Annotated in this window: 14 protein-coding genes; 7 read left to right on the top strand and 7 right to left on the bottom strand. The window is 69.7% G+C overall.

Going from position 1 to position 13,002, the window contains the following annotated elements; all coding sequences use genetic code 11:
- Window positions 1–7 precede the first annotated feature (7 nt).
- Window positions 8–1,555 carry a histidine ammonia-lyase gene (gene hutH / locus AB0E63_RS05170; protein ID WP_360361612.1) on the bottom strand — a complete coding sequence of 516 codons (1,548 nt, stop codon included), beginning with the start codon at window positions 1,553–1,555 and terminating at the stop codon, window positions 8–10.
- Between the two features lie 105 nt (window positions 1,556–1,660).
- On the opposite strand from hutH, the gene AB0E63_RS05165 reads away from it, so the two are divergent.
- The 4 genes from AB0E63_RS05165 (at window position 1,661) to AB0E63_RS05150 (ending at window position 3,973) form a co-directional block, all read left to right on the top strand.
- A complete protein-coding gene (locus tag AB0E63_RS05165; RefSeq protein ID WP_360361610.1) occupies window positions 1,661–2,557 on the top strand; it encodes a GNAT family N-acetyltransferase in 897 nt (298 codons plus the stop codon).
- Window positions 2,557–2,745: a hypothetical protein gene (locus AB0E63_RS05160; RefSeq protein WP_360361608.1), complete on the top strand. Its 189-nt coding sequence runs from the start codon at window positions 2,557–2,559 to the stop codon at window positions 2,743–2,745. Before AB0E63_RS05165 ends, AB0E63_RS05160 begins: the two co-directional genes overlap by 1 nt.
- A gap of 24 nt (window positions 2,746–2,769) precedes the next feature.
- Window positions 2,770–3,528, top strand: a complete 759-nt coding sequence (locus tag AB0E63_RS05155; RefSeq protein ID WP_360361605.1) for an IclR family transcriptional regulator — start codon at window positions 2,770–2,772, stop codon at window positions 3,526–3,528.
- A 118-nt stretch (window positions 3,529–3,646) separates the two neighbouring features.
- Entirely contained in the window at window positions 3,647–3,973 is a 327-nt protein-coding gene (locus AB0E63_RS05150) for a hypothetical protein (protein ID WP_360361602.1), read from the top strand.
- Here the strand turns inward: AB0E63_RS05150 and AB0E63_RS05145 are convergent.
- The 3 genes from AB0E63_RS05145 to AB0E63_RS05135 form a co-directional block, all read right to left on the bottom strand.
- Entirely contained in the window at window positions 3,970–5,391 is a 1,422-nt protein-coding gene (locus tag AB0E63_RS05145) for an aromatic amino acid lyase (protein WP_360361599.1), read from the bottom strand. The genes AB0E63_RS05150 and AB0E63_RS05145 overlap by 4 nt on opposite strands.
- 156 nt (window positions 5,392–5,547) lie before the next feature.
- A complete protein-coding gene (locus AB0E63_RS05140; RefSeq protein WP_325024287.1) occupies window positions 5,548–5,793 on the bottom strand; it encodes a type B 50S ribosomal protein L31 in 246 nt (81 codons plus the stop codon).
- Entirely contained in the window at window positions 5,790–6,887 is a 1,098-nt protein-coding gene (locus AB0E63_RS05135) for a GTP-binding protein (protein ID WP_360361595.1), read from the bottom strand. Before AB0E63_RS05135 ends, AB0E63_RS05140 begins: the two co-directional genes overlap by 4 nt.
- Window positions 6,888–7,011: 124 nt before the next feature.
- Here AB0E63_RS05135 and rpmG point away from each other — a divergent pair, with 124 nt between their 5' ends.
- Window positions 7,012–7,179 (top strand): 50S ribosomal protein L33, encoded by a 168-nt coding sequence (gene rpmG / locus AB0E63_RS05130; protein WP_360361592.1) that lies wholly within the window; start codon window positions 7,012–7,014, stop codon window positions 7,177–7,179.
- Between the two features lie 49 nt (window positions 7,180–7,228).
- Here rpmG and AB0E63_RS05125 read toward each other — a convergent pair whose 3' ends face one another.
- Entirely contained in the window at window positions 7,229–8,071 is an 843-nt protein-coding gene (locus AB0E63_RS05125) for a hypothetical protein (RefSeq protein ID WP_360361589.1), read from the bottom strand.
- Window positions 8,072–8,212: 141 nt separating this feature from the next.
- Here AB0E63_RS05125 and AB0E63_RS05120 point away from each other — a divergent pair, with 141 nt between their 5' ends.
- Together AB0E63_RS05120 and AB0E63_RS05115 are read left to right on the top strand one after the other, a co-directional pair.
- Window positions 8,213–8,518 (top strand): hypothetical protein, encoded by a 306-nt coding sequence (locus AB0E63_RS05120; protein ID WP_360361586.1) that lies wholly within the window; start codon window positions 8,213–8,215, stop codon window positions 8,516–8,518.
- Window positions 8,476–9,723 (top strand): APC family permease, encoded by a 1,248-nt coding sequence (locus tag AB0E63_RS05115; RefSeq protein WP_360361661.1) that lies wholly within the window; start codon window positions 8,476–8,478, stop codon window positions 9,721–9,723. The genes AB0E63_RS05120 and AB0E63_RS05115 overlap by 43 nt, the downstream gene beginning before the upstream one ends.
- A gap of 13 nt (window positions 9,724–9,736) precedes the next feature.
- Here AB0E63_RS05115 and AB0E63_RS05110 read toward each other — a convergent pair whose 3' ends face one another.
- Both AB0E63_RS05110 and AB0E63_RS05105 read right to left on the bottom strand, forming a co-directional pair.
- Entirely contained in the window at window positions 9,737–10,414 is a 678-nt protein-coding gene (locus tag AB0E63_RS05110; protein ID WP_360361583.1) for a response regulator, read from the bottom strand.
- Entirely contained in the window at window positions 10,411–12,990 is a 2,580-nt protein-coding gene (locus tag AB0E63_RS05105) for a DUF4118 domain-containing protein (protein WP_360361580.1), read from the bottom strand. The genes AB0E63_RS05110 and AB0E63_RS05105 overlap by 4 nt, the downstream gene beginning before the upstream one ends.
- Window positions 12,991–13,002 lie beyond the last annotated feature (12 nt).

Below are 13,002 nucleotides of genomic sequence, written 5' to 3'. Positions count from 1 at the left end.
AGCCTTTCTAGTTCAGCGGGCCGGTGACGGCCTCGGTGACGGTGATATAGGTGCCGTCGGCAACAAGCCGGACGGAGTGCTCGATCTCGGGGGCGAGGTGCCGGTCGGTGCCCGGTCCCTCGACGTAGGCCCGCAGGGCGGTCCGGACGGCGGCGGTGGCCGGGGCCGGAGTGAGTGGCGCGCGCAGGTCGAGCGCCCGAGCGGCGGTCAGGATCTCGATCGCCAGCACCCGCTGGAGCCCGTCGATCGCCTTGCGCAGCTTGCGTGCGGCCGACCAGCCCATCGAGACGTGGTCCTCCTGCATCGCGCTGCTCGGGATCGAGTCGACGCTGGCCGGTACAGCGAGCCGCTTCAGCTCGGACACGATCGCGGCCTGCGTGTACTGCGCGATCATGTGACCACTGTCGACCCCGGGATCGTCGGCCAGGAAGGCGTTCAGCCCGTGGTTGCGCGCGACGTCCAGGAAGCGATCGGTACGGCGTTCGCTGATCGACGCGACGTCCGCGACGGCGATCGCGAGGAAGTCGAGCACGTAGCCGACCGGAGCGCCGTGGAAGTTGCCGTTGGACTCGACCCGTCCGTCCGGCAGGACAACCGGGTTGTCGATCGCGGAGGCGAGCTCATAACCCGCGACGGTGGCCGCGTGGGAAGCCGTGTCGCGCGCGGCGCCGTGCACCTGCGGCGAGCAGCGCAAGGAGTACGCGTCCTGGACGCGGTTGCAGTCCGGGCCGCGATGGCTGGCGACGATCGCGCTGTCGGCGAGGATCGCGCGCAGGTTGGCGGCCGCGAGGGCCTGGCCGGGCTGGGGGCGCAGGGCCTGGAGTTCCGCCGCGAACACCCGGTCGGTCGCGAGCTGCCCTTCGACGCTCATCGCGGCCGCGATGTCGGCGGTCTTGAAGAGCCGGTCGAGGTCGGCCAGCGCGAGCACCAGCATGCCGAGCATGCCGTCGGTGCCATTGATCAGCGCCAGACCTTCCTTCTCGGCCAGCACGACCGGCGTCAGGCCGTGCGCCGGCAGCGCATCCCGGGCGTCGAGAAGATTGCCCTCGGCATCTCGGACCGGACCTTCGCCCATCACCGCGAGCGCGACGTGGGACAGCGGCGCGAGATCACCGGAGCAGCCGAGGCTGCCGTACTCGTGGACCACCGGAGTCAGGTGCGCGTTGAGCAGACCGGCGTACGCCTGGGCGGTTTCGACCTTCACGCCCGTACGGCCGGTGGCGAGGGTGGAGAGTCGCAGCAGGGCAAGCGCCCGGACCACTTCGGTCTCCACCTCGGGGCCGGAGCCGGCCGCGTGCGACCGGACCAGGCTGCGCTGCAGCTGGGCGCGCAACTCGGGCGCGATGTGCCGGGTCGCGAGCGCGCCGAAGCCGGTCGATACGCCGTAGTGCGGGGTGTCCGCGTGGGCGAGGGCCTCGATGGCGGCCCGCGACTTCGCGATCTCCTCGAGAGCCTGGTCGCTGATCCGCACCTGGGCTCCGTGCCGCGCCACCGCGACCACGTCGGCCGCGGTCAGCGGCCCGACGCAAACGATCACTTCATTGGTGTGTTCCACTCGAATATTGCACCGCGCGGCATCGGCAACCGACAGCAGCGCCGCACAGTTTCTGTCTCGGATCTGAGACACCTTGGTGGACCACCTGACACCTAGAGTGAGGGAATGGTGTTCGAGATCCGGCCGGCGAGGCCGGAGGATGCGGTGGGGATCGCTCGGGTCTGGGCCGCGGCCGTGCCACATCTGGTGAAGACGGCCGGCGCGATCGAGGTTCAGCTCCGCAGCGGCACCGGCCGGGTCGAGCTGATCGCGGTCGACGGCTCCGACGTGGTCGGCTTCGGCAACATCTTCCTGCCCGGTCCCGACGACCGGTCGCCGCGGGTCCGGATCGCGGTCCAGGTCCCGCCGGACCTGCGCAAGCGCGGTATCGGCGGCGCCCTGGCGGAAACGATCTGCGCGGAAGCCGCCGCGGCCGGTGCGGCGAGCCTGCTGGTCGTCGTCGCGGACGACGACGAATCCAAGGAGTTCGCGACCCGGCGTGGGTTCACCATCGGTCGCCGGATGAGCCATTCCAGTGCGGAACTGAGCGCCGTACCGGAACCGCCGGCCCTTCCCGCGGGTCTACAGGTCGTGAACTACGAACAAGCGGATCCGCGGGAGTTGTGGCGTGCCGTGGTCGCCGTCGCCGACGGTGATCCCAGTGGCCTGTCCTTCGCACCGCCGTACGACGAATGGCTGGCCGTCGACTGGGGGAACCCGGATCTGCGGCGCGACCTCAGTGCCGCGGTGCTGGACGGCGACACGGTGCTGTCGTTCGTGACCACGACCGCGGATCCGGAGCGGCGGGTGATCTGGTCGAACCTGACCGGGACGATCCCGGCTGCGCGTGGGCGCGGGCTGGCCAAGGTGGTGAAGTCGGTGGCGCTGACGCGGGCCCGAGACGCGGGGTTCGTCACGGCGAACACCGGGAACGACGCGGCGAACGCGCCGATGCTCGCGGTGAACGCGTGGCTCGGCTATCACGTGTCGTCGGCCGCCTGGACCGCGGAGAAGACCCTCTGATGCGGATCGCTCTGACGCTGTTGTTCTTCGGCGTCCTGTCGTTGTTCGTTGGTGCCTTGGTGTCCGGCGAGGACTATTTCGACTGGGGTGTCGCCGGCGGGCTGTTCGCGCTGGCCGTAGCGGGCGAGGGCGTGCGGTTCTGGCTGAAGCGGAGCCGCGCCAAGAAGCGCCAATCGTCCGGGATCTGAGACCGGGACGGTTACCCTGCCGTTGTGAGCGGCAACGTTCCCGCCTCGACCCGGACCCTGCGGGTGCTGACGTTCCTGGCCACCCAGCCCGGACCGGTACCGATGGAGCGCATCGCCTCCGCGGTCGACCTGCCGCGCTCATCGACGTACCACTTGCTGCGGGCAATGATCGACGAGGGCTTCGTCGTGCACCTGCCCGAGGAGAAGCGGTACGGGCTCGGGGTGGCCGCGTTCGAGATCGGTTCGGCGTACCTTCGGCACGATCCGCTCGAGCGACTTGCCCGGCCGCTGCTCGTCCAGCTCGTCGCGGAAGTCGGTCAGACCGCGCATCTCGGCGTACTGCATGGTCGTGAGCTCGTCTACCTGTTGAAGGAACAGCCGCCTCGCCCGGTCACGTTGGTCACCGACGTCGGCGTACGCCTCCCGGCCACCCTCACCGCCTCCGGCCGCGCGCTGCTCGCCGAGCTCCCGCCGGCCCAGGTCCGCGCGCTCTTCCCCACTCCGGAGAGCTTCGTACGGCGTACCGACTACGGACCGCAGACCCTCACCCAACTCCGCCGGCTCCTCGCCGACGAGAAACGCCAGGGCTTCGCGGTCGAGGACTCCTTCATCACCCCCGGCGTCGCCTCCGTCGCCAGCGCCGCCGTCGACCACGCCGGCCACCCAGCCGCCGCCATCAGCGTCACCTTCCGCACCGACGCCGTCCCGCCCTCCGAACGCCCCCACCTGGCCCACCGAATCCGCCAAGCCGCCACAGCCCTGACCCGCCGCCTCCACGGCTGAGCGAACCGCCGTCCGGCGCTGGGGATCTACCGATGGGCGATGACCGGTTGCGAGGGGACGGCGACTTTAGGTGAGATCGAGGCAACATCTCCGTGTCCGACCAGACGAAGGTGGTCTTATGCGTCGGCTCAAACAGCTTGCTGTTGCACTTGTCTTGCTCGCGACCCCGCTGACGGCCTCGGCTGGGCCGGCGCCTGCCTGGGTCGGGAGTTGGTCGGTCGCTGTGACGCCGCCTGGTACGTCGGGGATCTCGGCTACCGGAGTTACGGACAGGACTCTGCGTCAGGTCGGGCGCTCGGCGGTGACGATCGACTTCGACCAGGCGGTCCGCGACTCAGCGGCTCCGTCCAAGATGCTCCCGGCGTACGACGTCGGCGACCACCTGCACCCAAACGCCGACGGTTTCAAGGCAATGGCCGCCGCGTTCAACCTCAAAGAGCTCTAGCCGGATTCGGCGGGATGCTCGACCTGGCGGTCGCCCCATTGGGTCATCAGACCGCGGGCGATCTCCAGGTCCTCCCGCAGCGAACGGTCGGCCAAGTCGCCCGGCAGAGCCGCGAGCGCATCCGCCAGCCACGGGCCGACCGCGGCCGGCGCGAGATCGTCAGGCGTCAAGCCGGCCAGGCGAATCGCGCGCACAGCGGTGACCAACTCACTGGCCAGCACTTCGCGCAGCGCGTCCAGGAGCTGAGCAGTCAGTACGGCGGCCTGTGGCGCGAAGCTCGCGTGGTGCTCGGCTCCCCGCGACAGCGTCGCCGTACCGAGAGTGGCCGGCTGAGCGGCTGAACGAACCGAGGCCAGCGCATCGTGCGCGACGTACTCGATCATCATCACCCCGGAGCTCGCCTCGGCCCCGCTGGCCAGGAACCGGCTGAGTCCGGTGAATTCCGGTTCGACCAGGTTCGCCACCCGGGACGTCGACAGCGTCGCGACGCTGTGCAGGCTGAGCCGGAGCGAGTCGAGGGCGAGGGCGATCGGCATCGCGTGCCAGTTGCCGTTGTGCAGCACGGTGTCGCCGGCCACGAGCGGGTTCTCCGCGGAGGCGTTGATGTCGATCCGCAGGCTGTTGCCCAGCGCGTCCACGTGGTCGACAGCAGGCCCGAGTACCTGGGCGAAAGCGCGCAGACCGAAGGGATCCTGAATGCGGGCCGGCGGGAGCGGCAGGTCGTCGAGCAGCCCGCGCATCCGCCGCGCGACCCGGATCTGCCCCGGCTGCGGACGGGCCTCGTGCACGCGAACGTCGTACACCTCGGCGTTGCCGCGCAGCGCGACATGCGACAGCGCACCGACCAGCGGTACGACGTTGATGAGCGTGGAGGCCTCGACGTACGCGAGGCAACACTCGGCCAAGGTGATCGCATTGCTCGAGAGCAGCGGGAGCGCGCTGACTCCGTCGACGACGGGGCCGAGGGCCAGTCCGAGCTCGGCCAGTGGACCGAGGTCACCGGTGCCGATCGCACCGCCCCGGTGCAGATCCGGCAGGACGTCATCGTTGAGCAAGGCAACGATCGCGTCGGCGACCTCGGGCTCGAGCCCGGAACCGCCCGAGGCGAGCTGGTTGACCCGGATCAGTAGCCCGAGCCGGACCACATCCTTCGGGTACGACGTCGTACCGGTAGTGGAATGCGATCCGAGCAACCGGGCGCCGTGCTCGGGGTCGGCGGTGAGGACGTCCCGGTTGGCGCCGACGCCCGTGGTCCGCCCGTACACCGGTCGATGGCGCGCGACCTCGGCCACCGCGGTGGCCGACTCGTGCATCCGCTTCCGCGCGTCGTCACTCAGCCGCACCGCGGTACGCCGTTGCCCCAGCGCCACGGCTTCCAACGGGCTCAGCCCGGCCCCCACGAGCTCCACCGGTTCCATCCACCCAGTGTGAGCTGCCACACCCGCCCACAGACACCAGCGACCCGAATCCGCCGTCTCGAATCCGAGACGTATCCGAGCCTTAGACAGCAAAACGGGGCCTCGGACAGGTTATTTCCTGTCCGAGGCCCCGATTCAGGTTCAAGCCGACAGCGGTTACTTCTGGCCGTAGCGCTTCTTGAACTTCTCCACGCGGCCCTGGGTGTCCATGACGCGCTGCTGACCCGTGTAGAACGGGTGGCTGGCGGACGAGATCTCGACGTCGACGACCGGGTAGGTGTTCCCGTCGTGCCACTCGATGGTCTCGTTGCTCTCGCGCGTCGACCCGGTGAGGAAGCTGAAGTTGCCGGACTTGTCCCGGAAGACGACCCGGCGGTAGTCGGGGTGAATGTCCTTCTTCATGCTGCGGTACTTCCTTCCAAGTAAGGGGCGAACGGATCGGTCAGGGGGTGGACCGCTTCATCCGCACGAAGGACACAACCATCCAGGCGCTCCCGTAATTCCCGGACGTCGAGACCGACTCCGGTGATCGACAGGTACGACGCGCGATCGCCGGATTCGGGGTGCCACTCGAGCGCCGACCGGGCTTGATGCTGCTGCCCGACCGCGGGCCAGCGATCGGCGGGGAGATCCGCGAGCCACGGACCCAGGACGCCGATGGCGATGTTGGTGCCGAAGCTGTCCCAGCTCAGCCGGTTCCGGTGCTGGGTCGCGATCCACACGGTCCCCCGGCCGCGCGCTGTCCCGGCGACCAGGTCCTCCAACGCGTCGTACAACCGCTCTGGGTGGAACGGGCGGTCCGACTGCCAGACGAGCGTCCGCACCGGGCCGTCATCGTGCAGCGGAGCCACGATCGATCCGGGCTCGGCCGCGGCGGCGGCATCATGCAGCCGTACGCCGAGCAGCCCGGCCGGCGTGGTCCTGGTGATCAACTGCGGGTTGATCGCCCGCACCAGCGCCCGGGCGGTCTCGTCGTCGCTGCTCAGGACCGCGGCGTTCGCGTACTCGAGCTGGCTGGCAACCACCTCGGCGATGGCCCGGCCGTCCTCGGCCGCGGTCGGGATGCCGCGCTCCCGGACCAGCTGGTCGCCGGTCAGGTCGTCGATCACACTGCCCGTGTCGACCGTCGTGATGACCGCGTCCACCCGGAGCTCCCCGCCTCCGTCCCGGGCGATCTCCTCGGCGAGCGCCTTGGTATCTCCGGCGGACGGCAGGTTCACGATCGCGACGTCGTACTGCTCGACCGCCCCGATGCTGAGCAACAGCTGCACCAGCGAGCCACGCATCGCGCAGGAGACGCACGGGTGGCTCATCCGGATCACGTCGCGGTCGATCACGCCACGGGCGGTCCGGGCGACCCGTACGACGGAGCCGTCGGTCAGGCCACTGACGTCGTACTCGACCAGGACCCCGGCCGGCCCGGCGGCCAGCAGATTGGCCGCGACCGCGCCACGGAACTCCTCGTCGACACCTGTCAGCAAGGTCACCGGCAGCATCCGCACCTCCGCCTTATTGAAAACGATAACCAGTACAACGTACCCTCCGAGCCGGAATAGCGGCCACCCCGCCGGCGTTCTCACCTGCGAGGGTCACCCGCCAGGTGATCCGGGAAAGGACAGTATGGCCAAGCGCAACGACCTCCGCCCGATCGTCAAGCTCCGCAGCACGGTGGGCACCGGCTTCACCTATGTAACGCGGAAGAACCGCCGGAACAATCCCGACCGGCTGGTGATCCGCAAGTACGACCCCGCGCTGCGGCAGCACGTCGACTTCCGCGAAGAGCGGTAAAGCACAGAACAAGGCCCTCCCCGGCACCCGGGGAGGGCCTTCGCTGTCTTCAGATGCGGTTGTAGGCCTTCAGCGTGCGGAGGGCACCGACGGTGACGATGCCTCGGTACTCCATGGTGGAGGCGGGGCCCGGGGGTTCCCAGGTGATGGCCCAGCCGCCATCGGGTTGCTGGTCTGCGACGAGGCGATCCAGGTGGGCTTCCAGCTGGGCGTCGGTGAAGAGCGGGCACCAGAAGCTGTCCGGTGTCGACGCGAGGTGCAGCGGAGTGACGCCGTACGTCGGGTCCTCGGCGTCGGCCCGGAACCACTGGAGCTTCGGGAGCCAGTCCCGGACCCGGTCGATGTCCGCGTCGTCGGTGTGTTCGAGGAACTCGAGCGCCTCATGCAGGCCGTGGGCGTCCTCGGGCAAGCCCTTGGCCAACTCGGCCGCACACCAGGCTCCGGCCCTGTCGCGCCACGGATGCGCGACGCCGAGCTTGTACAGGCGACCGACCAGTCCCGCGGTCGGGTTGAGACCGGGCTGGTAGGTCCACTCGCTGATGTGCTCGGCGCGCGGGTACTGCTCGACGACCGGTGCACACAGCGACACCGCACCGTCGGAGTTCGCGGTCAGGCCCAGCCAGTCCACGGCCCGGCGGATCATCACGTCGTCGCGGGCTCCCGCCGCGAGCAAGGTGTCGAACGCGACCTCCACGTCCAGCGCGAGGCTGTCCGGGCAGCGCTTGTCCGGCTCCAGACCGTGCCCGAAACCACCATCGGCGTTCTGGTATCCGCGCAGCGCGTCGACCACGCCGTGCGGGTCGGCGTCCTCGAAGACCGTGGCGAACAACCGGCTCTCGACCAGCCGGGCCTCCCGGCGTACGAAATCACGACCTGCGGTGAAGATGTCCATGCCTCTACCTTGGCGCAGATCCGGGCCGAGGTCTTGAACGAAACAGACACTCGTGAGGCCCGCGTTGAGGTTCGCGCCGGTGGCATGAGGATGCTGTGAGGAGCGGGGGTCGATTCCGGTCCGGAGCCTGAGGGTGGAGGCGTGAGTGTCTCCTCGGACGAGCGGCATCGGCTTGGTGTGATCGGTGGTCTGGCGGCGCTCTCGCTGGACGCGATGGCGTCGGTGGCGTACGGGCCAGAGGCGATCGTTCTGGTCCTCGCCCTCGGCGGTGCGAGCGCAATCGGGCTGACGCTGCCGGTGACGCTGGCGATCGCGGGTCTGCTGCTCGTGCTCGTACTGTCCTACCGGCAGGTGATCGCGCCTTCCCGGAGGGCGGCGGCTCGTACGGCGTCTCGAAGCGGTACCTGGGTCGTCGCGCGAGCCTCGTCGCCGGCGCGTCGCTGGTGATCGACTACGTGCTGAACGTGGCCGTGTCCGTCGCCGCCGGGGTCGCCGCGCTGACCTCCGCCGTACCCGGGCTCTACGGCTACCGGGTGTGGTTCGCCCTCGCGGTCCTCGCCCTGGTGACCGCGGTGAACCTCAAGGGCGTGGCGCACTCCGCGCGGATGTTCATCGTGCCGACGGCCGTGTTCGTGGCGGCCATCCTGACAGTGATTCTGGCCGGTCTGCTCCGCGGCGAACCCGCGGTCACCACCACGAGCGCGGAGCAGGCCGGTCAGATTCACGCCATCGGTGTTCTCCTGCTGCTGAAGGCGTTCGCCAACGGCTGCGCCGCACTCACGGGCGTCGAGGCGATCGCGAACGCCGTACCGAGCTTCCGCAAGCCGCGCGTGGTCCGGGCCCAACAGGCCGAGCTGGTGCTGGGGGTCCTGCTGGCGACGATGCTGATCGGGCTGGCTGTCCTGATCAAGAAGTTCGCGATCAAGCCGGTCGAGGGCGTGACCGTGCTGTCCCAGCTCGCCGACGCCTCACTCGGCCACGGCTTCGGGTACTACGTCGTGCAGTTCTCGACCGTGATCCTGCTGGCGCTCGCGGCCAACACGTCGCACGGCGGGCTCCCGGTGCTGGCGCAGTTGCTCGCCAAGGACCACTTCGTGCCGCACATCTTCAGGCTGCGTGGTCAGCGGCAGGTGTACCGCTACGGGATCTGGTTCCTCACGCTCGTGTCGGCGGTGCTGCTGATCGCGGCGCGCGGCGACATGAACACACTGGTGCCGCTGTTCGCGATCGGGGTGTTCGTCGGCTTCACGCTCTCGCAGACCGGGATGGTCCGGCACTGGTGGCACGCGCGGCCGGCCGGCTGGCGGTTCAAGCTGGCGCTGAACGGCCTCGGTGCGATTCTGACCGGAGTGGCCGCGGTCGTACTCACCGCGACGAAGTTCACCGACGGCGCCTGGCTGATCGCGATCGCCTTGCCGGCGCTCGTCGTACTGATGCAGGCCGTGCAGCGGAACTACCGGCGGATCGGCGAGCGGCTCGAGCTCGGCCGGGTTCCCGACCGTCCGGATCCTCGGCGGTCGCGCGTCGTCGTACCGGTGAATGGTGTCAGCAAGCTGACCCGGGACGCGATCGCGGTGGCGTCCGGGCTCGGGCACGACGTGGTCGCCGTCCATGCGGTCAACGCGAGCGACCCGGACGACGTGCGCGACTAGCCATCAGCCGGACTTAAGGCTCGAAGCGGTAGCCCATTCCTGGTTCAGTCAGGAGGTGTTTGGGGCGGGCGGGGTCGGTCTCGAGCTTGCGGCGGAGTTGGCCCATGTAGAAACGGAGGTTGCCGCTGGCGGTCTCGTAGCCAGGGCCCCAGACCTCGGTGAGCAGCTGGCGCTGGGACATCAGCTTGCCGGGATGCCGGACCAGGACCTCGAGCAGGTGCCACTCGGTCGGGGTGAGGCGGATGTCCTCGCCCGTCTCCAGGGTGACCCGCTTCGCGGCCAGGTCGACGGTGGCACTGCCCACCGTCACCACCGGCTGGTCCTGCGCGATGTTGCTGCGACGCAGTACGGCGCGCATCCGGGCCAGCAGCTCGTCGATCCCGAACGGCTTGGTCACGTAGTCGTCCGCGCCGGCGTCCAGCGCCTCGACCTTGTCGGTCTGATCGGTCCGCCCGGAGAGCACCAGGATCGGCGCCTCGGTCCAGCCCCGCAGCCCACGGATCACGTCGACCCCGTCGAGGTCCGGCAAGCCCAGGTCGAGGATGACCAGCTCCGGCGGGTGCTGCGCCGCCACCTTCAACGCCGCCGTACCGCTGCCGGCCAGATGAACCTCGTAGCCGCGGGCCTTCAGGTTGATCTGCAGCGCCCGCACGATCTGTGGCTCGTCGTCGACAACCAAGACCCTGGTCATTCGTGGACCTCCGGTTCGGAGCGTTCCCGAGCCCCTGGCACCGGCACGTCGGCCTGACGCAGGGTTGCGGTCGGGATCGCCACCACCATGGTCAGCCCACCGCCCGGGGTGTCCTCGGGCTGCAACGTGCCGTGCATCGCCTCGGTCAGACCGCGGGCCAGCGCCAACCCGAGGCCGACGCCGACCGTGTTGTCGGTGTCGCCGAGCCGCTGGAACGGCGCGAAGACGCGGTCCCGGTCCTGCCGCGGGATCCCCGGTCCACGGTCGATCACCCGGATCTCGACGGTGTCGCCGAGCGCGCTCCCGGTGATCAGCGGCGGCCGTCCGGGCGGCGAGTAACGGACCGCGTTGGCCAGCAGGTTCGCCATGACGCGCTCCAGCAGCGCGGGGTCGGCCTCGACCAGCGGCAGCGTGTGCGGGATATCCACCGTGACCTTGTCGCCGTCGTCGCCCAGCTCGGCCAGGACGCCGGGAATGATCTCGTCCATCGCCATCGGCCGCGTGAAGACAGGCAGTACGCCGGCCTGCAGCCGGCTGAGGTCGAGCAGGTTGTCCACGAGTCGCGACAACCGGTCGAGCGACTCGTCCGCCGTCTCCAGCAGCTCGGCGCGCTCGGACTCGGTCCACTCCACATCGTCGCTGCGCAGGCTGGTCACGGACGCCTTCGCCGAGGCGAGTGGCGAGCGGAGATCGTGGCCGACCGCCCGGAGCAACGCCGTACGCAGCTTGTCGGCCTCGGCCAGCGGCTTCGCCTCGGCGGCGGCCTCGCTCAGCCGCGCCTTGTCGACCAAAGCAGCCGCGTGGGCGGCGAACGCACCGACCAGCCGGCGCTCGTCCGCGGCCAGCTGATGGCCCTGGAGAACCAGGACCAGGTTGTCGCGGGCCGGGATCTCGGCATCGCCTTCCTCGGGCCGGCCGCAGGTCATCGTCCCGGCCGACGCCAACGGCCGCCAGACCTCGGTCAGCTCGTCGTCGTCCACCCGCTCCATCAGGCAGGCTCCGGTCATCCCGAAGGCCTCGCGAACCCGTTCGAGCAGGGCGGGCAGAGCGGTCTCGCCCCGCAACACGGAACCGGCCAATGTCGCCAACGTCTCCGACTCGGCGGCCGCGCGGGCCGCCTGTCTGGTCCGGCGGGCCGCCCGGTCGACGACCGAGCTGACCATCGCGGCCACCAGGATGAAGATCGCGAGGGCGAGCGCGTTGTTCAGCTCGGCGATCGTGAAGGTCCGCTTCGGTGGCGTGAAGAAGTAGTTCAGTACGACGGTGCCACCGATCGCCGTGACCATGGCCGGCCACAACCCACCGACGAGGGCCACGACGACCACGGCCAGCAGGAAGGCCAGCACGTTGCTGGTCAGGTTGAGGTTGTCCCCGCCCAGGCCGAGCACCAGGGCGAGCACCGGCGGCAGAACGATGGCCAGGATGAAGCCCTGGACCTTGCGGCGCCGGGACAGGCTGCCCCGCAACCGCGGCAGCCGGCCGCGGCCCATCAGCGAGTGGGTGACGATGTGAACGTCGATGTCACCGGAATCGCGGATCGTGCTGGAACCGATCCCCGGACCCGTGAGTAGCGACGACAACCGGGACCGGCGGGAGCCCCCGAGCACCAGCTGGGTCGCGTTCTCGGCGCGGGCGAACGTCAGCAGCGCGGCCGGGATGTCGTCACCGACCACCTGGTGATAGGTGCCACCGAGGCTCTCGACCAGATTGCGCTGCTCGGCGAGCCGTTTCGGGTCGGCGCCGGTCAGGCCGTCGGAGCGGGCGACGTGGACGGCGAGTAGGTCCCCACCGGCGGACCTGGCGGCGATGCGGGCGGCACGCCGGATCAGCGTCTCACCCTCGGGACCGCCGGTGAGCGCGACGACGACGCGCTCCCGGGCCTCCCAGGTCGAATCGATGTCATGTTGCGCGCGGTACTGCTGCAGGCCGGCGTCGACCCGGTCGGCGAGCCAGAGCAGCGCGAGTTCGCGCAGGGCGGACAGGTTGCCGACCCGGAAGTAGTTGCCCAGGGCAGCGTCGATCTTGTCCGCCGTGTAGACGTTGCCGTGGGCCATCCGGCGGCGCAGCGCCTCCGGCGTCATGTCCACCAGCTCGATCTGGTCGGCGGCCCGGACCACCCGGTCCGGGACCGTCTCCTGCTGCGGTACGCCGGTGATCTTCTCGACGACGTCGTTGATCGACTCGAGGTGCTGGATGTTGACCGCCGAGATCACGTCGATCCCGGCGGCCAGCAGCTCCTCGATGTCCTGCCAGCGCTTCTCGCTCCGGCTGCCCGGCACGTTGGTGTGCGCCAGTTCGTCGACCAGCGCCACCTCCGGCCGCCGGGCCAGCACGGCGTCGATATCCATCTCGGTGAAGCTGGCACCGCGGTAGTCGATGATCCGTCGCGGGATCGTCTCCAGCCCTTCGAGCATCTCGGCGGTGTGTTCCCGGCCGTGGGTCTCGATGAACCCGACCACCACGTCGGTGCCGCGGGTCAGCCGGCGCTGACCCTCGCCCAGCATCTTGTAGGTCTTCCCTACACCAGGCGCGGCACCGAGGTAGATCCGCAGATGCCCGCGGCCGCTCTTGCTCATACGTCCATGCTC

The sequence above is a fragment of the Kribbella sp. NPDC026596 genome (assembly GCF_040638415.1).
In the GTDB taxonomy this organism is placed as follows: Bacteria; Actinomycetota; Actinomycetes; order Propionibacteriales; family Kribbellaceae; genus Kribbella.
Note: the sequence above shows the minus strand (reverse complement) of the source record. Positions and strands in the feature narration are given on the sequence as shown.